Origin of the sequence: Butyricimonas muris, assembly GCF_046365375.1 — a bacterium.
In the GTDB taxonomy this organism is placed as follows: domain Bacteria; phylum Bacteroidota; class Bacteroidia; order Bacteroidales; family Marinifilaceae; genus Butyricimonas; species Butyricimonas muris.
The window spans coordinates 21972-41611 of the sequence record NZ_JBKEIT010000015.1 but is presented as its reverse complement, the minus strand read 5'-3'; the positions used below and the strand labels follow the sequence as shown (position 1 = coordinate 41611).

Genomic DNA, 19640 nt, shown 5'->3' with positions numbered 1-19640 from the left:
CTCCTTTTCTAATTAATTAAACTTTAATCTCTTCTTCAACTCCTCGAAGGGAAATGCCGGTCCCGGGTCTACCTTTCGTGAAGTGATATCCGAATGCCTCACGAGATATTTGATCTTGTACCTTTCTTTCAGCAAGCGGCAAACCTCTTCTAGAATTTTAAATTGCCCCTCGGTAAACAGATGCCAGTACCTCGCTCTCCCTTCTATCTCGGTCGTGTACACCTGTTCGGGAGAATATTCCCGCCCGAAATACGAGTAATACCTGTCGCCTACCCGTTGCAACTCCCCGGCGTTATCCAACTCTATGCCGATCGAACAATCATTCAAGTTCACCCTTCCGGCATGGTAACTCTTCCCCGCGTGCCACGCTTTCACGTCAAAAGGCAACAACTGGAATATCTCCCCGTCCCGACCAATCACCACGTGAGCCGATACTCCCGTGTCCGGTCTGCTCAAGTAAAGGGCGGACGAAACGGCGCTTGCACCTCCCGTCCCATGCAGCACGATAGTATCCGAGTGCGATAACCTCACGTTACATTTCGAACACTGTAAATACTTCACGTTATCCCCGAACAACAAATTGTCAATAATTTCCATAACACTTTAAATTTAAAATGAAACACATGCCTTATTTCTGTCTTCGGGACAACAGGTTACCGGTAATCGTTTCCCCGCTTCTACCAATCACGTACCCGCCTATCCCAATTTCCAGCAAATCCCAAAAACGGGAAGTGTCGGACAACATTGACGACTCCGTGAATACTCCCAGTACAACCAACAACGTGAGCACCAGCATCACCATCGGGCGCCACGACCGTTGCAACCAATTTCCCCGCATCTCATCACCCACTGCCGCCGACTGTTCACGCACCAGCTCACTCTTGTAACGATACACCAGAGATTGAATCTCCTCCTGTATCTTCTGTTTTTCTCTCGAGGACACCGACAATCGATTCACGATATCCCCAATCTCTCTAATCACGTTTTGTAATACTCCCATAATCTTTTGTAATTTTTAATTGTATTCCAAAAGTACATCCCGAAACGCCCTTTACCAAACGAAATTATCTGAATGCCCCGATTTATTATCTGAATGCCCGGAAAAATTATCTAAACGGAACTTGTTCTATATTTATCTATACAAGGTCATCTCACAAGCACGATTAATAATTAACGATTTTATCTTCTATGCACTTTTATCCTCTTCCCCCTTTTTCTCTGACCTAAAATTCCAAAACACGAAACACCCGAATACCTCCTCCCGGTAACGGGAACTCATCGGTATCAAAATATCATCAATGCAGATTGTGTTATTGACAAACCCCTCAATCTCCCAAAGATTCACGATATAACTCCGGTGAACCCGCCGAAACATATTCCTCGGCAACAACAGTTCGGTCGCCACAAGAGGATTGGTGACGAAAAGCGTGGACCGATCCCGAAAATAAATACGACTATAACATCCCGAAGCTTCCACGTACAGAATTTCCGAGTAAAAATATCTCACTGTGCGTTCACCTTTACGTATAAAAAAACGGTCTCCCACGAGACGTTGCGATTGATCATTCAATTCTTTCATAAATCTGTAGTTTTATATTTCGTGAAATGACCTTTTTCATGTACAAGGAAACAATACCCACAAAAACGACCAGAGGCTGTGTCAAAAAACACAGCCTCTGGTCTAAATCACTCAATCGCCCAATCGTAAATCATAAATTGGTAAATCTCCCAATCGACAATCATAAATTCATTCTAATTTGTTCTACAATATAACTCACGTCATCATCCGTCACGCAAGGACCACTAGGCAAACAGAGTCCCGTTTTAAACAACGACTCGCTCACCCCGTTCACGTGACAAGGGTTATTTCTATAAACAGGCTGCAAATGCATCGGTTTCCACAACGGGCGACTCTCTACCCCCGCCCGATCCAACGCCAACCGCATCGCCTCCACGTTCCGGTTCGGCTCGCAAGCCGTGTGTAAAGCCGAAGCCGCCCGGGTTACTCCCGCCGCTCCACCAACGGCTCCTTGTACCGCTTCCTCGTAAGCGTGTTCCTCGCCCTTGACATGCAAATCCGGATCAAGTGTCACCGTGCAAAGCCAAAAATTACTGTCATAACATGACGACGGGTTCTCGTGAAGGATCACACCATCTACCCCTTTTAACAACTCCCGGTACAACGCTTGCACGTGCTTGTGATGCGCCACGTGCTCGTCCACTACCGTCATCTGTCCCCGCCCGATTCCGGCACAGATATTCGACATCCGGTAATTATAACCGATCTTCTCGTGCTGGTAATAAGGATAAGCCTCACGCCCTTGCGTCGCATAAAACATCACCTCCCGCTTCGCCTTCTCGTCCGGACAAATCAACGCACCGCCACCGCTCGTGGTGATCATCTTGTTCCCGTTAAACGACAACACCCCGTAACGCCCGAACGTCCCGAGCACTTGCCCTCGATACCTCGAACCGAATCCCTCGGCGGCATCCTCTATCACGGGAATATCGTAACGGGTGGCTATCTCAAGGATTCGCTCGCAATCGTATGGCATCCCGTAAAGCGCCACCGGGATAATCGCTTTCGGTTTACGCCCGGTCTTGGCTATCCGAGCCATGATCGCCTCCACCAGCAAATCCGGATCCATGTTCCAACTACCAGCCTCCGAATCCACGAACACCGGGGTAGCCCCTAGATAAGTCACCGGGTGAGCCGAGGCACAAAACGTGAACGACTGCACGATCACCTCGTCACCAGCCCCAACACCGCAAGCCAACAACGCCAAATGCACCGCCGCCGTTCCGGCTGACAACGCCACCACCTCTTTACCTTCCCCGATAAACTGCTTGATATCCTCCTCGAAACCGTTCACGTTCGGTCCCAACGGCACCACCCAGTTTGTATCGAAGGCCTCTTGTATATACTTCTGCTCCTCCCCGCTCATGTGAGCGAGACAAAGATAAATGCGTTTATTCATTTTTTATAAATATGAAATTTAATATTCAATCTAAGGTGCGTATTAACCTCTGAATTCCTAATATTTGTGATTTTATTACCACAAACACCTTATCCACTCCCACGTTTAACTTCAAAATAGAGTCACCTCTCACATAAGGATTTTCACAACTCAATGAACGAAGATAATTTTTCAAATCAAACACTTTACATATAATCATAAAATCTCTTGTATCAATCTTTTTTCCCACAATATCTAATAATTGCAATTTATACGAATCGCTAAAACCATGCAATTCTACTTGGAATCTATCTCGCACCCATAATTTGAATATAACAAACAATGTTCTCTCTAGAATCATTCTTTCCACATAACCAAAATTATGAATTCCTTGTGAAGCTATCTTTTCCAAATCAGACAAAAGCTTATTGAAATAACAAGAGTACAAATTTTTAACACACATTCTTTAATGCAAATTCTAAAAGTTCACCTACTTTTTTCATTAAACCCTCTCGTGAAACAGAAAAATTAACGTTATATGAATATCGTTCATAAGCATTTTTATATCTTCCAAGAAAACAATATTCAGTTTCAAGCAATGGCAAACCCGGGTAAAGTTGAGAAGCGCTCTCAAAACACTTGTATTTCGAGAATATCATTTGCCCTTTTTTATGTACAAGAATCATGCAAGTATTACGCACGATTGTAAAAAGTAATGAAAAGTCAAAATCTTCAATAATACCTGTTATCCTTTGCGCTTCAAGCAAAGAATCAAGTAAACGTTGATGATATTCTATTTCTTCTTTATGATGCGTAAAATCAAGTAAACGTGTAAAGCATGAATCCAAATAACTCCTACCGTGTAAACATATTCCTTCCAACTTGATATGCCACAAAAACAAAGAACCATATTCTAGCATCTGGTTCAACATTAAAGTATCATATATTGAGATATTACAATCTTTCACTCGAAAAGGCAATATATAATGTTCTAATACCCCATCTTCTATTCTTTTTATAGTTTTATCAGTAAACACGACTATATCGATATCAGACTCTCGGTCTTGTTCTCCTCTTGCCCAAGAACCGTATAATATTATTGCATTTATCTCTTCTTCTCTCACTTCGCTATTTTTCTGTATAATGTTGCTGTTAATATAGCAAGATAAATCACCCCAACACTTCGGTAAAGCAAAATGAACCACTTCCCACCAAAAGAATACCCCCCCAATGGTATCTCAATACTAGAAGAAAAACTAACTCCCAACGATTGAGCAAATCCTTCCAACCAAATGCCCCAAAAATCACTTTTACAGCATAACCAAAATATAACAGCTAAAAGAAAAAGAACCACAAAATACGATAGTAATACATATTTGCATTTTATCCCATACCCCGTTATATAGAATAATATTTTACCAAACATGTACTCACCTAATTTCTTTAATCGAGCTAAACAATGGTACTTTTGGTAATGTTCATTCGTACTCCAAACGATATTCCATTTTTCTCTCAATTTTGCACGTATCTCAATTTCAAGAAAATAATCCGCTAAATCTTTTCTCCCTATTGAATTAAAATTAACCTTTAAATTATTTGCAAGTTCTTTTCTCAAATTCCATTTTGCTGTTGGTAAACATTTTTCAATTTCTTTTTCTGGCAAAAAACAATTATAAAATTTGCAATAATCAAAAATACAATTATCAAATTTTGCATAACTAAAGTCACATCCTATAAAAATAGATCCCGTGAAATCCACTTTTTCAAACACAGCATTTCTTGCATACACATCGACCCCTATACATTGACAAAATTTACAATTTGAAATAATTGCTTTCCTTATTCCAATTCGAATAAATTTAGAACGAGTTACCTTTTTATCTTTCCAAGATATTTCTCTATTATCCTTATCAAAAAATTGTTCAAAAATATCTAATTTTTCCAACTCTTTTACAGAAGTTGAACAAAGCCTCCCGATAGAATTCATTATAATAACTTTTTATACACTATCAAAATATCAAATTAACTTGAAATCAAATATCCTATTTATCAATATTAAAGCCATTTCATTCTTTAAATTAATCTTTATTTACAATTATCCCCAATTACCACACATTTATTCCCGATGGCTACTACGTTATCTGGAATATCACGGGTAACCACCGAACCGGCACCAACCACGCTCCAGTTTCCGATTTTCACCCCGGGAATGACCGTTGCTCCCGCTCCTATCCAACTCCCTTCACCCACCCGCACGTTCCCACATAACGTGGCGTGCGGCGACACGTGAACGTAATCCCCGAGAACACATTCATGGTCAATGGAAGCCCCCGTGTTCACGATACAATGTTTCCCGACTCGCACATCAGACTGGACAATCGCCCCTTGCATCACCACACTCCCCTCGCCGATCTCTGCCATCGGCGATATAATTGCTGAAGGATGAATCGCTTTCCCGAACTTCCCCGTCAATTTGCCGACTACTCGTTCTCGTGTAGCATTATCACCAATACTCACTATCACTGGAGATAAACCCATTTCCCCGTGTAAAACAGGTATCCCTAGCAAATTCGACAACGACGGGTTATCATCAATCAAACCGTCAACAGGTTCTCCTGATGCTCGCAAAATATCCATGATCACTTTCGCATGACCACTAGCTCCGTACAAATACATAATCTTAATTATTTCCCGTAAAAATCTCCATCGTGACGCCAGTGTCCGAAGATATACCTTCCCGGATAAACACTTTTTTTATCGTTATAAAAACAATCTTTAAATCCACAATGAACGAACAATGCTCCACGTACCACACATCCAATTTGAATTTCTCCGTCCACGAGATCGCGTTACGCCCGTGACATTGTGCCCAACCCGTGATCCCTGGCCTCACCTCGTGACGACGGGCTTGGTCTTTACTATACAACGGCAAATATTGCACGAGTAACGGTCTTGGTCCTATCAACGCCATATCTCCTTTCAACACGTTAATCAATTGCGGCAACTCGTCTAGTGAAGTAGAGCGCACGAATCTTCCCACCGGGGTAAGACGATCTGCGTCCGGCAATAACCTCCCCTCCGCATCCCGCTCGTCTGTCATGCTCTTGAACTTGATTACCTTGAATATTTTTTCATCCTTCCCCGGGCGTTCTTGCGTGAAAAAGGCTCCCGCTCCCTTGTTCGCAAAATGGAGCCAAATGGTAATGAGCACGAGGAATGGCCAAATAACGAGTAAGGTAATAAGTGCAACGGTAAAATCAAGCACACGTTTTAAAAAATATTTATACATAATTGTTACAATTTTAAAATCTCCTCCTCGTATGCTTTCACAACAATATCACGATCAAATTCTTGTTCCACTTTTTTACGTGCAGCTGCCCCCATAGCCTTCCGCTCTTCATATGATAGAGAAAGAAAATGACGAACTTTTGCAATAACATCATCCGCATTCTGTTGACAAACTATGTATCCCGTTTCTCCGTCATCTACTATCTCACCACACCCGGGGCGACCGGTCGTTATCACAGGTCGCCCAGCCGCACAAGCCTCCAACAACACGTTGCTCATACCCTCGGGATAGAATGACGGATGAATCAAGCAACTTGCTTGCTCTATGAATGGACGCACATCCGATTGAAAACCATGATACACCACAATACCTTCATTCGTCATGCGGCGAAGTCTCTCCTCATACTCGCCTTCACAATCGCCCAGCACATGAAACTCCGTATTCGGATATTCTCTGCGTATCGTTTCCGCTGTAGCCAAATATTCTTCTATTCCTTTCTCCCTTCGTATTCTACTGATGAAAATAAACCTCACCGGAGCGCTTGCTGCAGGATAAGTTTTAAGTACATGATACGAGAGATTTACGCCCGATCCTGGTATCAGCCTTGTCCAGCCTTTCACCATACTATGCTTCACGCAGAATTGCCTGTTAGCGTCATTCTGAAAAAACACCAGATTCGTCTTTCTCATGCACACTCTATATAATAATATGATGAGTTTCTGTAACACCCCCGGGTATTCCACCGCTGCACCCAATCCCGTCACATTCGCAATCTGTGGTACATTACACAATGCCGCAGCCAAACCTCCATACAGATTCGGCTTAATGGTATAACTCAACACCACATCAGCCTTCACTTGTCTAATAAGCTGTCGGTAATACAGCATAAGTTTAAAGTCTGCAATCGGATTCATTCCTTGACGGTCAAATCGGGTATTGATGACATGACATCCAATGTTTTTGAACCATTCCGCTTTCTCTTCCATGTCTTTCACCGGGCTGGAGATATACACCTCCCATCCCAAGTCACGAAACCGTTGGAATACCTCCTTGCGGAAACTATACAACCCACCGAAATTATTTGATAAAACTAATATTTTTTTAATCCTTGGGTTCATTGTATTTAATTATTTTAGCAGGATTACCAACTATCACAGCATTATCCGGTACATCCTTCACTACCACACTTCCAGCACCTATAGTTACATTATTTCCAATGGTGATATCGCCAATAATAGTCACATGACAACCACAAGTCACGTTGTTACCAATGCGCGGACGAAAGCCATCTTTTTTGCCAATGGTTGTGCAATGTATACAGCAAAAATTATCACCTATTGCTTCTGCATTCAAAACCGTTGAATATGGATGAGCATATCTAAGACCTTTGCCCACCTTCGTGGAGAATGGAACCCAGAAATACTTATCCCCAGGGCGATACCAACTAATCAGCAAATCCAGTGCAGGACCAATGCGATAATAGAATACATGACGGAAATAACGATTAGTATGTAACTGATAAAGTAGTTGCAATGCTATTGGCAGTTTGATATTGATTTCTCGTTCTATTGCCAGAAGATCGCTGATAATCAGTATTTTTTTACCCCTATTTGCCACAAATGCTAAATAATGAGGAAGGTACAACCAAAAGAAACAAATGGAGACAAAGAGTCTAAAGCTGTCCCTAATTTTACGCTTGTCCATTATTTGAAAATTTTTGAGAATTCTTCTTTATAACAACGATAGTCGAAGTTTTCAAAATTTCTGCAAGCAGCCTTCATCTTTATGCGTTCTTCTACAGACAAGTATGAAACCTTTTCTAAAACCTGTTTCAAACTTTGTTTTTCAGACACGACAAAACCATTCACTCCATCTATGAGATAATCACCTATGTTGCTAGTAAGAGTAGCAATTACAGGTGTACAACAAGCAAAAGACTCTACAAATTTTGTAGGGAATCCAGCTTTATTTTTTAAAGAGTTTTCGCGAATCAGCATCTGAAAATCAGCATTACAAACAAACTGTACGGCTTCAGAATGCGACACTCGTCCATGGAAGATTATATTTTCGCTAATCTCCACTTCATCACCCAATACCGACCTAAACTGCGCTTTAGACAGACCAACAATATCAAGCTGGACACGAGGCAAAGCGTTTACCTCTTTGATGATATAGTCGAGTCTATCTTTTGATATCGATAGACCTGCATTTCCGGCATACACGAGTTTTGTCGTTTTTTCCAACGCTGTCAACTTGCGATTTCTACAAAATTTCTGATTCTGTAAATCCACTGTAGGAGGTATCATAATGGTATGTGTATAGCTTTTATAATACTCGTATAGATACCGACTGATCGCTATCACGCCATCCATCTTCTTCATGCAGTAACGCATTCGCAAATTAATATCAATCTTGCGCATGACATCTGTCAATGACCATCTATTATTACTCTCCCACTCTGTCAGATCATGAACCACTTTAATTCCACGCTTATGGCAAATCTTTAAGATACGAAGAGAAGCAATGGCTGAAAAATTGTAAAGCACCACATAATCCGGTTTACTCTCAAGGATTACCTCTTTCTCAACAAACGTAAAAATCTGATGCATCCACTGTTTTACGTTTTTAGCGTACGACACAGGATTACTCTTGAAACCATCCACAACAGCTGACGCATTCTTAATATCCTTTGAGATACCGATAAAAGATACCTCAAACCCTATCTCGCGAAGTAACTTCGCATTCGCAAGTACACGTTGTGCGGCAGCATTCTTATCCGGCAACTCAAAGCCACCGAGGTAAAGAATTCTTTTACTCATTATTTTTGACTTCCTTTATAACTAATTGTGTATATAGTTTTGCCCCCTTGTCATTAAGATGCGACACATCCCTGAAAAGTGTAGAATCCCGCATGAAAGTAGCAATTGTCGCATTATTATCAACACCATCCGTCTTTTCTGACACATGTTCGACATCTTTTAAAACACCTCAAACCACATCTATCGCAACAACTTTACATTCACACACACTGTGCAACGACATTTTTATCCGGAAACCCGAAACCTCCGAGGTAAAAATATTTTTCATTTTCTCTTCATTATCATTGTTTTAAAATGGTCAAATGAATCAAAATAACTAGCATTGTTTTTAAACCAATCTTCATCATTTTCCCACCATTCGGATTTCTCCAACAAGTCAATTTGTTCATCAGAGAATCGTTTTTTTATAACCTTTGCAGGAACACCTGCAACGATAGTGTAAGACGGAACATCTTTCGTAACAACAGCTCCCGCAGCAATAACAGCACCATCCCCTATTTTTATTGGCCCAATTATTGTAGCACCATATCCAATGTAAACATCGTTTCCCACTTCAATCGAGTAATCTTGATTTTCTGGAATAGGCACTTCATCAAAAAGTTGTTTTGAAGCGAAAGTTATACCAACCTGTTTTTTCATCGAATAAAAAATAGGATGAGATGAAATCCAATCTTCAATTGGGTGCGTTTGAGTAAGAAATGTAACATTCCCACCTATTGAACAAAAACGCCCAATCTTACCCACAACAAGAGAATTGGCTCCAATATACGAATACAACCCCATCGAACCGACAAAATGAGCATTTCTTTCAATCTTATTATACCCTTCCAATTTTGATCCCAATGATACTTTCCCCCCCCGCCCTATCATTATGTGCTTAAATTTTAATCTAGTATATGAATTAATGAAATGATAAGCAAAGTCAGTTACGTAATTACGAATTAATAAATTTTTCATTTTAAATCAATAAAATATAATCAAGAGTGAATAAAAATATTTACGTTCTATATGTTTTGTATGAACTACATTGAAGAAATAATAAGAAAATCAATAAAGGATACGAGAAGATCAGAAACGACAACTTTAATCCATGAATAACAAAATATAGACAAGCTAAGGATATATAATGTAAAGTTTCATTCTTCTTAAATACTCCTTTAAAACATTTTATCACAATTGATGCAAAAAAAACAATATCTAACAAAGCCGTAATGAGACCTATTGAAATATCTGTCAATTTAAAACCTAAAGGCGGAAGGTTTCCATATCCCAATAGTGTTGATGGACATAATACATAACTTAACATATTTGCAGAATATTCCATAGAAGAAGTATTATTTCCTTTTGTCTTGGCTAATATTACATCCAAAACTATATCTGAAAAATAGCAACAACATACAATAATAATTATAAGTATAGGTGCGAAAAATTTCAGGTTATTATATTTTCTAAAAACTATAATCTGCCATATAATGTCTAATCCCAGTATTAAGCAAAAAACTATTATTGCTGTTGCAGAAAATGAAAGCATCATTGTAGCCAAGAAAAAGATATAAATGAATGGGCGAAAATGTTTATAATTAGGTACTGCTAATAACAAGAAGAATGCAGGTAAAATTGCAAAATTCAATACATGTGGTTCATGAGATAATCCTGTCAGCATTGGTAATCCATAATCAGATAAAATTCTCGCATTTGGCGTAAGTATGGAAAGATAAGCAGGAAAATAATAGAGGGTATAATCTGCATTTTGAATATTATCAGCCATTAGCGAATTATTTTCTACAGGGTTAGAAAATGGATTTACTAATCCTAATATAATTAACACCGCAACCACCACAACAACAATTGTATTGTAAACGCTGTATAGTAAGTATGGTTGAGCAACATTTGTTTCAATCTGCGAACTTTCATTGCGCTTGAGTTTTGCATACGTATTTGATAAATACGATAGAAATAGAAAAATATTCAATAATCTGATAAAACATAAAATAGCAGCTTCTGGGAATGTTATAAGCACCTGCAATATGTCAATCATTCCTATTACAAAATAGAGTTTTAATGGGAATCCCCCTTTACACCAATTCAAATTCAAACGCATCCCATATTTTGCGATATTGCAAATTATCATAATAAGAAGAATACTTAGCGATGGGTGAATTGGCAGATTATCAAAAATCCAGACCTGAAGCATTGACAATCCTGATATAACCTGCAGAATTATTACCCAAAAATCCACTATGTCAAACTTCTTACTTTTTATCATCGTTTATTCTTTCAAAAGCGTCAATAAATGAACCTTTAGAACAATTATATATGTTTGTTCCTTTTAACTTCGCATACCAGTTGAGGTATTCATAACCAGCAAAATGTTTCTGTAAACTGAATAGAATTTCCGACATCCTAAATACCTCCTTATTACATTTACACCAAGGTTCTAAAATACCCTCATCCTCAAAATAATACCTTTTTATCGTACACACTTGATTATTCTCATTAACTCGTATATCTTTTGTCCATGAATGATCCACACCGTACAAACAAACTCTTTCAAAACCATAGTTGATAGAAATATAAATAGCACTTCCTAAAACATTACCCACAGGTACAACACCAAGATTTTTCTCTAATATTTTTCTATAGTAACATGAATAAGTCGGATAGTAATTCATGTAATTAAATGGAACAATATTTATCTTTTCATTAACTATTTCAGACGTGATTACCCCTGATTTGTATGCCACCCATGGAATAAATAATGTTAAATCCCATGATGTTTCATTGTTCAATTTTTCAAACAACGCTACACGATATTTATAATCTCTTTCGTTGCTGTCTTCTTTTCTCACCCAATAACATGGATCACATATAATATAGTAACAAGGCTTGAACTTTCGATATAAGTCTGTTGTCCCAAAATCATTCAAAGCAAAATACTTTTCATTCGTATGAGACACTAATAAATTATCTATATCATTTTTAAGAGAAGGTCCGTTTCCAAGAATGTTAATTGTCCCAGCAACTCTTTTTTTATAAGTCAATCTTCTATATGGAGCTAAAGATTGAAGAGCCCTAATTAAATATAAACAATTATTCGCAAAATCAATTATTCCCTGTTTCATAAATTATTTCTTGAGTATATTAAACCATGGCATTTTACACACTTTCATAGAGACAATCCATGTTATGACAAAATATAAAAAATACGTTGTGGCATAAGCAACAGCAGCACCAATACCTCCTAACATCTTAATGAAAATATAATTAGCTAAAAGACTGATTACCGTTATAACTAGTGTAATTAAACCATTCAAATAAGTTTTTTCTGAATACATAATATAATTAGTAACCATAAAATAACAACCTTGGAATGCGTTCCCAATCAATAATAACGGAATATACTTAATCGACCCATTAAAATTATCATTAACGAAAAGAGGATATATTAGAAGTATTAGCAAAAAAGCTATTACAATCACTATTGCTAACGCAAAATAATATAGATACGTGATCCTTACTACTCTTTTATTTTCAACATCGGAACCCAAAGATAGTTTCTCAAATAGCCATGGTACATAAGCATTGTTAAAAGACAATGTAATAAATGAAATTAAAGAAGCTAATTGAGTTGCAACTCCATATAACCCAGTTTCATTAATACTTACCATATTCGTAATAAAGAAACGATTGGCTAAAACCATTAGGCTAACACCAATTGCATGAGGTATTAATCCTGATCCGTATTTTATTGCATGATACGCATTTTCTTTGTTATAACATATACGAATCATCTGTTGCTTTCTAAGATAAATAACAGCAAACAATGTAGCGAGAAGTGCTGTTGTAAACAAAGAAAATGCACGCCCCTGCCAATTTAACCCAAGACATATAATCGAAAACAATGCAATTCCAATTTCTATAGCAGTAAGAATAATTGAAAAAAGACCATATTTTATGGGTTCTCCGTTTACTTGCCAAGAATATAATACAATCGTTTTAAAAAAGGTAAATACACAATATAAAGGTACAAAGTATAAAATATAGTTTGGTATTTGAGTTAAACGAGAAATGTCATTGGCAAATACACTTACAATGAGTGTAAATACCACACACATAACAATGACAATACTAACACATGTTCCAATATAATCTAAAATATTCTCATTCTTATCATAATACTTTCTTACAATTGCGGAATCCGTGTTTACACTAACGAAGGGAAGTACAAATGCCGCAAATGTCGTAATCATTGATATAATTCCATAGTCTGCTGGTGACAAATACTTTGTCATAATCGGTAGCATAAAAAGTGGAATACAAGAATTTATGACTTTAGCAAACGTATATATTCCAAACGATTTAATAAGTTTGTTATTAATGATAAGATATTTCAAATTCATGCAATATCATATTTACAAGATATTAACACTAGCATAACAAGACCTCAAAGACAGATGCCTATGAATACTAAACCCATTTTTGTTAATTCCATCTACATCATGATACTTAGCAACATAGATTCGGTCTCCATTGTGATCAACATCCTCACACCAGACGAAGTCGTGATACCAAAGCATCTTTCTGTAGGCTTCATAATAAGCAAAAAATGTATATACACAAAGAATAGCTGTAGGGAACTTTACTCCTGTTACAATTATATCCATGGGCATAACAGCACGAGTATCCTCAAGAACCTCTTTCTTTATCAAATACCACTTATTTTCCATTTTTCTGTGAATGAAATCCTCGGACATATACCAATCCTGATTATAAAGGCATGGTTCAGACACTTCAGGATCAACACCGAAATGTTTGCGAATATCTAGAATATCAATAGCATCTGTACCATATACAAGGATATAGTCTGAAGCGCACTTTAAAAGCGTTTCTTCATCAAAGTTGACTTTAGGTACAGAAATTTCATAGATTGGAGACTTGCCCATTTTTTCCAAAAGTATATTGACCTGCTTCGGTCCTATATAGTTAGTACCCATTATCTTTTCTGCAATAGATACTAGTGTTGAATTTGGCATAGTTATTATTATTTATCAAGTAATGATTCCTTCCACTTCTGGTATTCAATCACTTCGTCGGCATTGGCAAGATGCCCCATCTCAGAGTATCGTTCAATACGCTCAAATTCAGCAGAGAGACGCTCGAAACGGATACCCCAACCAGAATCTACAAACCAATTGAGATTGCGAACAGGTGCATTATAAAGGATAATACCACTTTTGGTATCAAGAACCTCACGAAGGAAAGTAAGGTATGCTCGATATTGATGCTCATGTGATGCCACTAAAGCCAATTTCTTCCATCCATTCTCCATAGCCATCTTTACTACTTCCATAGCTTGTTGGCGAGTGTGTTGCGATACATCTTCATGTATCAAATCCTCCTCAGGCACACCACCTTCGAGAATAAATGGCTTAACTTCCTCAAATGGGAAACTACCATAATCTTTATCGATGATGTTGCCGCTGAAAACAATTTTCTTGGCCATACCACGTTTATAAAGATCAACCGCTTTTTGGAAACGGAAAAAACCATCTCCCTCGAGCAGAATAATAGCATCTGATGGAGTCAAGCAATCGTTATCTATAATTGCGAGAATTTTTTCTCTATCTGTAATCATTGAGTTTTGCTATTTGATACAAAGTGTTCCGGAGATGTTTGCATTGCTCCAGAACACCTTATTATTATTAAAGATCTTCCCAAAACAAAGGATCTCCAGCAGGAATATCCTTGTTTATAGACTTACCAATGATAGTTGACTTGTACTTAGGCTGAATACCAAGAGCAGGACGAAGAACAGTAATATCTTCTTCCGTCAATTTCTGCCCAGCCTTCAATGGACGTGCAGCATAAAGACAGCGACGCTGAACGAATACGGTCTCGCCTTCTTCTTCCTGTATCTCCTTGACGGTTGAGCCCATCGCACGTTCAACCTCTCGAATAGAATCAACCATAAACTTAAATTCCTGTGGCTCCATAGAATGTGGATGGTCAGGACCTTTGTCTGTCTTATCAAGAGTGAAGTGCTTTTCAATAACACGACCACCGATAATAGTGGATGCAAGTGCAACTACGTGACCTGGTGCATGATCTGAATAACCCGTCAAACAATCGAATGCAGACTGATAAGTTTTGAGCACATTCACATTAGCACTATCAAGTTTTGAAGGATAGTTAGTGATACACTGCATCAAGACAAAGTCTTTGTTTCCTGTCTTCTGAATAGTTCGAACAGCCTCATCTATCTCAGACATTGTAGCATCGCCAGTAGCAAGCATTACAGGAATCCCCTTGCTAGCAATGTAATCAAGTTGTTCCAACCATGTGATTTCACCAGAACCAATCTTGATGAAAGGAACGTTGAGATCAACACAAAGGTCAACAGCCTCTTTAAAATATGGAGAGGTAGAGAAATGAATACCTACCTTTGTACAATAGTCTGCTATCTCTCTATGCCAAGCTACAGGGAACTCAGCATCCTTGAATACTTCAGATACAGTACGCCCCCAAGAGCCGTGAACTCCATGAAGCCGCATCTTTGAGAAACCACCTTCGGAAACAATGCGAGGAGTATCGAATGTTTGAAACTTAGCGCAATCTGCCCCGGCAGCTTTAGCTTCATCAATCAATTTTTTTGCCTTTTCGATAGAGCCATCAAAATTGGCTCCAATCTCAGCAATGAAGTAGGTTGGATAGTTTTCACCAATCCACGTATTGCCAATCTTAAATTCTTTATTAAAAAATCCCATCTTATTTATATGTTAGTTCAAACGCTTAAACCCAGATTGACACACGGGACCATCAAGAGCTTTCATTACATCCTTTCCATCTTCAAAATCACGTATGTCTGCAAAGATTCCATCAAGTTTCTCAAAATAATCATTCAGAATTTCAGGAGTATGTGCAAGACAAGGATAGAGGCTATTACCCGCAAGATAACCTTTCTTTAGCATTTCTTGAGTTGTGTAAGTTTTGTAGGCCAAAGCGTTAGGAGAATCAAACGTATAACCAGCAAGTGCTGGAATACCCCACTGGATAATCTTCAATCCGTACTTATCAGCAAGAGTTTGCCAACGTTTCTTATTTTCAAGTCCAATCTTTGTGATAACCTCCCAAGACTTTGTGCGTTCCATCTCCGCAAGTGCTGCAAGTGCTGCTGTGGGACCTATACGCTCCGTCCAAAAGGTGGAACTAATCCAAGAGCCTTGTGCAGCTTCCATAATATCTTTGCGACCAACAACTGCACTAAGAGCATAACCGTTGGCTATAGTTTTAGAGTAAATAGTCATATCTGGATTAACACCATACTTATTGAAAAGTCCACCAAATGTTTCACGGAAACCAGATGTACACTCATCAAAGATAAGGACGATACCTCTCTCTGTACAAAGGTTACGTACCTTTCGAAGGAAATTATCTTCAGGACCAAAATTACGGCAAACTTCCATCTTAACAGCTGCAAGATCAGAATTCTTTTCCACAATTTCCTCTAGTTCTGCAAAGTTGTTGTAGTGGAAAGGAATAGAGGTACCACGTAATACCTTAGGTACACCACCTGTAGGAATTCCAGGAAGAAGGTGTCCATTAAGAGCATTATCATCAGCAAGGTTTACTGATACATACCAATCGTGCCATCCGTGATAGCCACAAATAGCAATCTTATCTTTACCTGAAAATGCACGTGCTATACGTACACACATAGAGTTGGCCTCTCCACCACCACGTGTATAACGAACACCTCCCGCCCAAGGATTCATCTGAAGGAGTTTTTCTGCAAGATAAACTTCTTCAGGACAGTTAAGAGTAGTGAGGTTACCATCCTTAACAACCTTTATTACTGCTTCGTCAACAGCTTCGTTAGCATAACCAAGTACATTAGTACCAATACCCATCATTGAGCAATCGATATATTCACGACCATCAAGATCCCATACTCGGCAACCTTTGGATTTGCAATAGTATGCAGGCCAGTTTTCAGGCAGAAGTTGCTCTGGACGTTTTGACAGAAGACTAGTTCCTCCTGGAATCATAGTCTTAGCTTTCTTATAAAGTTCTTGACCTTTTCCCATAATTGTAATTTGTCTCAATATAATTATTTAACTATAGAATCATTTGAAACAGATTTTGCATAACCCTCATCGCGGGTATGCATACTATTCAAATCATAGACATCCTTATGACAATGAAGATATGCGATATATTCTTCCCAGCCCTTATCATTACCTACATTGATAATAAGATTTTTAATAAGTTCAAAATCCTCTTGCGTGTCAACAGTAATGCGATATGAAGAGTAATCCTTATCATTGGTTACATTAAGAGACTTGAAGAGTGTCCCTCCCTTCTCTGTTGAATGCTTCTTGATGTAAGGAGTAACATGTTCACGCTCACTTTTGAGAGTTGCTTCATTATATGCCCTTTCCAATGCTGAGAACTTGAAACATTCGCAATCAATACCATCAGGATAAGTTGGGTTTAGAGTATTTGAAGCATAATCAAGATCGTTAAAAATACATGCTTCAATTACTTTATCTATTTCTTTTGGATCAATCAGAGGACAATCGGATGTAACACGAACTACATAGTCTGGAGCTTCATCTCTTGCAGCAAAAAAAAAGCGCTCGAGCACATCATCTACAGACCCTTTATAAGTTTCGACACCTACTCGATGAGCAATCTCAACAATCTTGTCTGCTCCTTCCTCTGTTGTTGTTGCAACTTTCAGTTTTGTTATTTTCTTGGCTTGAAGAATCCTTTTCAAATGGAGTTCAAGAAGAGTTTCACCATTTACTTCTTTAAGGACCTTTGCAGGCAATCGGGTTGAACCGTAACGTGCCTGAGTAATAGCAAGTACTTTCATAATCGTTATCATTTAGTTTTTTGCATAAAATAATACTTCAACCTTCGGATTGACTATCGGTCTCTATAGGTACGATTTAATGCAAGATATCCTTGTACCATTTGTAGAATATGTTGTAAGGTACTTTGTTACGTGAACAAAAGCTTTTAAATTTAAGCCTTAATTTAAGTGTTTACTTTAAAATTTGTAGGATTTCGTAAAACCAACAAAGTATTTAGGATACTGTAAACTTACTCATGAAGTATCATTATCTAATAATCTGATCTATCAAATCAAGAATTTCATCATGTTTTTCATACCATATTATGGTAATTCCAAGATCCCGCATCATGCGATCCATAACCTCAAAATGTTCTGTATTCTTAGTACAATCCGAACAATTTTCACAACCGTCTTTAAAAGAATCACGTATTAGAAATGCAAAATGTTTGGAAACTTCATCATCAGGTATATTAGAATCATCATCACTTCCACTTTGAGAAGTATATGTTATACTCATTGCAATATCACACAATCTTCGTAAATTAGGGTCAGTCATGGAAAGCCCTATAAACAAACAGGAATTACGACTCAAAGCGTGCAATTGCTCCACATTAGACCAATGAAAAGGATTCATATAAATATTATGATATTCTTTTTCACTCAATACTGCAGTTGTAGCAATATCCCTCTTCTCTGGGATCATACCATGAACATGATATACAGGTATTGTACCTATTGTCACATTACTAGGACCTGTAATTGACTCAACCTCCAATCCTTGTTTAATTAAAGCAGATTCAACTAAATCATCATAATTATAAGTTATTATTGACTCAAATTGTTTCTTTTTTGCAAGCTCACCTATTTTCTTTATAAGTTTAGAAGGTCGAGAGGAATTCACTTCTTCATACATAATCTTTTTTATTAACTCCTCAATATTCTTAAGCCCCTGTGTAACATAACGCCCTGTTACTATTGACGAATAACCACATGCCTTGTTGATACTACTGTAATCATTTGATGTAATATGCTTCATAGCAGGATTGCAATGCTCTTCTTCAAGTAAATTTTTAAGTAATGCATCCCATAAAGGCATCTTCATCGTGGCACTAACACCCGCCCCAAGAAACAAGCTTATTTTATAATTAGAGAAACATTTTTTAGCCTGTTCTATACGTGAATTTCTAATATCTTTCCAATTCTCTTGGCTTGATTCACTTAGCCCATTAGATAACAACTTATCGTAAACTTGCTTCAGTTCTTCATTTTTACTAAGGAATTCATCAATAGAATAAATCTCGATAGTTTCTCCAATAGACTTACAGATACGAGAAATTATAGCTTTATAATTAAACCGCAATTTCGTTTGTACTATAACGATACAAGCAGATGGCTTACGTTTTTTTTCATCTACAAAATGCTCGATATACCGACGTGCTTGCTCTACAATTCGAGGATTATCTTTTAACTTGAATTCAATAATTGTATTCTCTTTCAAGCCCAATTTTTCACAACCACATGGTAAATATAAGTCCGGTTGACACCTCTGTTGTCCACCCCCACTAATTGGCTCTCTTTTCACTGATTCTTCTCCACTACAAACACTTTTCAAAGCATTAGTAAGCACACCTAACCAATAATCATGATAAGTTTTAGAGGCAGGAATATCATTTGTAATCTTTTGCAAATCCATAGATAAATTATTTTACAAATTATTC

General features: G+C 37.9%; 22 protein-coding genes. All 22 read right to left on the bottom strand.

All coding sequences use genetic code 11. From position 1 onward, the window contains the following. Window positions 1-12 precede the first annotated feature (12 nt). Window positions 13-597 (bottom strand): N-acetylmuramoyl-L-alanine amidase, encoded by a 585-nt coding sequence (locus tag ACK8P8_RS20440; protein WP_099292494.1) that lies wholly within the window; start codon window positions 595-597, stop codon window positions 13-15. 31 nt (window positions 598-628) lie between these two features. Next, complete coding sequence (locus ACK8P8_RS20435; protein ID WP_099292495.1) at window positions 629-1000, bottom strand: 3TM-type holin; 372 nt, start codon at window positions 998-1000, stop codon at window positions 629-631. A 186-nt stretch (window positions 1001-1186) separates the two neighbouring features. After that, window positions 1187-1579 carry a LytR/AlgR family response regulator transcription factor gene (locus ACK8P8_RS20430; protein ID WP_410026220.1) on the bottom strand — a complete coding sequence of 131 codons (393 nt, stop codon included), beginning with the start codon at window positions 1577-1579 and terminating at the stop codon, window positions 1187-1189. 160 nt (window positions 1580-1739) lie between these two features. Beyond that, complete coding sequence (locus ACK8P8_RS20425; RefSeq protein ID WP_410026219.1) at window positions 1740-2978, bottom strand: DegT/DnrJ/EryC1/StrS family aminotransferase; 1239 nt, start codon at window positions 2976-2978, stop codon at window positions 1740-1742. A gap of 25 nt (window positions 2979-3003) precedes the next feature. Next, window positions 3004-3369 carry a hypothetical protein gene (locus tag ACK8P8_RS20420; RefSeq protein WP_410026218.1) on the bottom strand — a complete coding sequence of 122 codons (366 nt, stop codon included), beginning with the start codon at window positions 3367-3369 and terminating at the stop codon, window positions 3004-3006. 40 nt (window positions 3370-3409) lie between these two features. Then, entirely contained in the window at window positions 3410-4081 is a 672-nt protein-coding gene (locus ACK8P8_RS20415; RefSeq protein WP_410026217.1) for a nucleotidyltransferase domain-containing protein, read from the bottom strand. After that, window positions 4078-4944, bottom strand: a complete 867-nt coding sequence (locus ACK8P8_RS20410) for a pentapeptide repeat-containing protein (protein WP_410026216.1) — start codon at window positions 4942-4944, stop codon at window positions 4078-4080. The genes ACK8P8_RS20415 and ACK8P8_RS20410 overlap by 4 nt, the downstream gene beginning before the upstream one ends. A gap of 98 nt (window positions 4945-5042) precedes the next feature. Continuing rightward, entirely contained in the window at window positions 5043-5633 is a 591-nt protein-coding gene (locus tag ACK8P8_RS20405) for an acetyltransferase (protein ID WP_410026215.1), read from the bottom strand. Window positions 5634-5637: 4 nt separating this feature from the next. Further along, window positions 5638-6246, bottom strand: coding sequence for a sugar transferase (locus ACK8P8_RS20400; protein ID WP_410026214.1), 609 nt, complete (start codon window positions 6244-6246; stop codon window positions 5638-5640). A 5-nt stretch (window positions 6247-6251) separates the two neighbouring features. Further along, on the bottom strand, window positions 6252-7364 hold the full coding sequence (locus ACK8P8_RS20395) for a glycosyltransferase family 4 protein (RefSeq protein ID WP_410026212.1): 1113 nt from the start codon (window positions 7362-7364) through the stop codon (window positions 6252-6254). After that, complete coding sequence (locus tag ACK8P8_RS20390) at window positions 7348-7950, bottom strand: serine acetyltransferase (RefSeq protein WP_410026211.1); 603 nt, start codon at window positions 7948-7950, stop codon at window positions 7348-7350. The genes ACK8P8_RS20395 and ACK8P8_RS20390 overlap by 17 nt, the downstream gene beginning before the upstream one ends. Further along, entirely contained in the window at window positions 7950-9065 is a 1116-nt protein-coding gene (locus ACK8P8_RS20385) for a glycosyltransferase family 4 protein (protein ID WP_410026210.1), read from the bottom strand. Before ACK8P8_RS20385 ends, ACK8P8_RS20390 begins: the two co-directional genes overlap by 1 nt. Window positions 9066-9329: 264 nt before the next feature. Beyond that, entirely contained in the window at window positions 9330-10022 is a 693-nt protein-coding gene (locus ACK8P8_RS20380; protein ID WP_410026209.1) for a CatB-related O-acetyltransferase, read from the bottom strand. Window positions 10023-10062: 40 nt separating this feature from the next. Further along, window positions 10063-11331: a hypothetical protein gene (locus ACK8P8_RS20375; protein WP_410026208.1), complete on the bottom strand. Its 1269-nt coding sequence runs from the start codon at window positions 11329-11331 to the stop codon at window positions 10063-10065. Further along, complete coding sequence (locus ACK8P8_RS20370) at window positions 11318-12187, bottom strand: motility associated factor glycosyltransferase family protein (protein ID WP_410026207.1); 870 nt, start codon at window positions 12185-12187, stop codon at window positions 11318-11320. The genes ACK8P8_RS20375 and ACK8P8_RS20370 overlap by 14 nt, the downstream gene beginning before the upstream one ends. A gap of 3 nt (window positions 12188-12190) precedes the next feature. Continuing rightward, window positions 12191-13465: a lipopolysaccharide biosynthesis protein gene (locus ACK8P8_RS20365; RefSeq protein WP_410026206.1), complete on the bottom strand. Its 1275-nt coding sequence runs from the start codon at window positions 13463-13465 to the stop codon at window positions 12191-12193. A gap of 12 nt (window positions 13466-13477) precedes the next feature. Next, on the bottom strand, window positions 13478-14098 hold the full coding sequence (locus ACK8P8_RS20360; protein ID WP_410026205.1) for a hypothetical protein: 621 nt from the start codon (window positions 14096-14098) through the stop codon (window positions 13478-13480). 8 nt (window positions 14099-14106) lie between these two features. Then, complete coding sequence (locus tag ACK8P8_RS20355; protein WP_410026204.1) at window positions 14107-14700, bottom strand: YdcF family protein; 594 nt, start codon at window positions 14698-14700, stop codon at window positions 14107-14109. A 67-nt stretch (window positions 14701-14767) separates the two neighbouring features. Continuing rightward, the gene (locus tag ACK8P8_RS20350; protein WP_410026203.1) at window positions 14768-15829 is read right to left on the bottom strand and encodes an N-acetylneuraminate synthase family protein; all 1062 of its coding nucleotides are present in this window, start codon (window positions 15827-15829) and stop codon (window positions 14768-14770) included. 12 nt (window positions 15830-15841) lie between these two features. Then, window positions 15842-17149 carry an aminotransferase class III-fold pyridoxal phosphate-dependent enzyme gene (locus ACK8P8_RS20345; protein WP_410026202.1) on the bottom strand — a complete coding sequence of 436 codons (1308 nt, stop codon included), beginning with the start codon at window positions 17147-17149 and terminating at the stop codon, window positions 15842-15844. 23 nt (window positions 17150-17172) lie between these two features. After that, window positions 17173-17940 carry a cytidylyltransferase domain-containing protein gene (locus tag ACK8P8_RS20340; protein ID WP_410026201.1) on the bottom strand — a complete coding sequence of 256 codons (768 nt, stop codon included), beginning with the start codon at window positions 17938-17940 and terminating at the stop codon, window positions 17173-17175. A 247-nt stretch (window positions 17941-18187) separates the two neighbouring features. After that, entirely contained in the window at window positions 18188-19615 is a 1428-nt protein-coding gene (locus tag ACK8P8_RS20335; protein WP_410026200.1) for an SIR2 family protein, read from the bottom strand. Window positions 19616-19640 lie beyond the last annotated feature (25 nt).

What these genes read in the sequence shown, in the direction of transcription:
- ACK8P8_RS20430 (WP_410026220.1), bottom strand. Translation starts at nt 1,579, where the DNA reads ATGAAAGAATTGAATGATCAATCGCAACGTCTCGTGGGAGACCGTTTT.
- ACK8P8_RS20375 (WP_410026208.1), bottom strand. Translation starts at nt 11,331, where the DNA reads ATGATAAAAAGTAAGAAGTTTGACATAGTGGATTTTTGGGTAATAATT.
- ACK8P8_RS20405 (WP_410026215.1), bottom strand. Translation starts at nt 5,633, where the DNA reads ATGTATTTGTACGGAGCTAGTGGTCATGCGAAAGTGATCATGGATATT.
- ACK8P8_RS20425 (WP_410026219.1), bottom strand. Translation starts at nt 2,978, where the DNA reads ATGAATAAACGCATTTATCTTTGTCTCGCTCACATGAGCGGGGAGGAG.
- ACK8P8_RS20380 (WP_410026209.1), bottom strand. Translation starts at nt 10,022, where the DNA reads ATGAAAAATTTATTAATTCGTAATTACGTAACTGACTTTGCTTATCAT.
- ACK8P8_RS20350 (WP_410026203.1), bottom strand. Translation starts at nt 15,829, where the DNA reads ATGGGATTTTTTAATAAAGAATTTAAGATTGGCAATACGTGGATTGGT.
- ACK8P8_RS20410 (WP_410026216.1), bottom strand. Translation starts at nt 4,944, where the DNA reads ATGAATTCTATCGGGAGGCTTTGTTCAACTTCTGTAAAAGAGTTGGAA.
- ACK8P8_RS20435 (WP_099292495.1), bottom strand. Translation starts at nt 1,000, where the DNA reads ATGGGAGTATTACAAAACGTGATTAGAGAGATTGGGGATATCGTGAAT.
- ACK8P8_RS20370 (WP_410026207.1), bottom strand. Translation starts at nt 12,187, where the DNA reads ATGAAACAGGGAATAATTGATTTTGCGAATAATTGTTTATATTTAATT.
- ACK8P8_RS20390 (WP_410026211.1), bottom strand. Translation starts at nt 7,950, where the DNA reads ATGGACAAGCGTAAAATTAGGGACAGCTTTAGACTCTTTGTCTCCATT.
- ACK8P8_RS20335 (WP_410026200.1), bottom strand. Translation starts at nt 19,615, where the DNA reads ATGGATTTGCAAAAGATTACAAATGATATTCCTGCCTCTAAAACTTAT.
- ACK8P8_RS20385 (WP_410026210.1), bottom strand. Translation starts at nt 9,065, where the DNA reads ATGAGTAAAAGAATTCTTTACCTCGGTGGCTTTGAGTTGCCGGATAAG.
- ACK8P8_RS20395 (WP_410026212.1), bottom strand. Translation starts at nt 7,364, where the DNA reads ATGAACCCAAGGATTAAAAAAATATTAGTTTTATCAAATAATTTCGGT.
- ACK8P8_RS20355 (WP_410026204.1), bottom strand. Translation starts at nt 14,700, where the DNA reads ATGATTACAGATAGAGAAAAAATTCTCGCAATTATAGATAACGATTGC.
- ACK8P8_RS20400 (WP_410026214.1), bottom strand. Translation starts at nt 6,246, where the DNA reads ATGTATAAATATTTTTTAAAACGTGTGCTTGATTTTACCGTTGCACTT.
- ACK8P8_RS20365 (WP_410026206.1), bottom strand. Translation starts at nt 13,465, where the DNA reads ATGAATTTGAAATATCTTATCATTAATAACAAACTTATTAAATCGTTT.
- ACK8P8_RS20440 (WP_099292494.1), bottom strand. Translation starts at nt 597, where the DNA reads ATGGAAATTATTGACAATTTGTTGTTCGGGGATAACGTGAAGTATTTA.
- ACK8P8_RS20345 (WP_410026202.1), bottom strand. Translation starts at nt 17,149, where the DNA reads ATGGGAAAAGGTCAAGAACTTTATAAGAAAGCTAAGACTATGATTCCA.
- ACK8P8_RS20360 (WP_410026205.1), bottom strand. Translation starts at nt 14,098, where the DNA reads ATGCCAAATTCAACACTAGTATCTATTGCAGAAAAGATAATGGGTACT.
- ACK8P8_RS20340 (WP_410026201.1), bottom strand. Translation starts at nt 17,940, where the DNA reads ATGAAAGTACTTGCTATTACTCAGGCACGTTACGGTTCAACCCGATTG.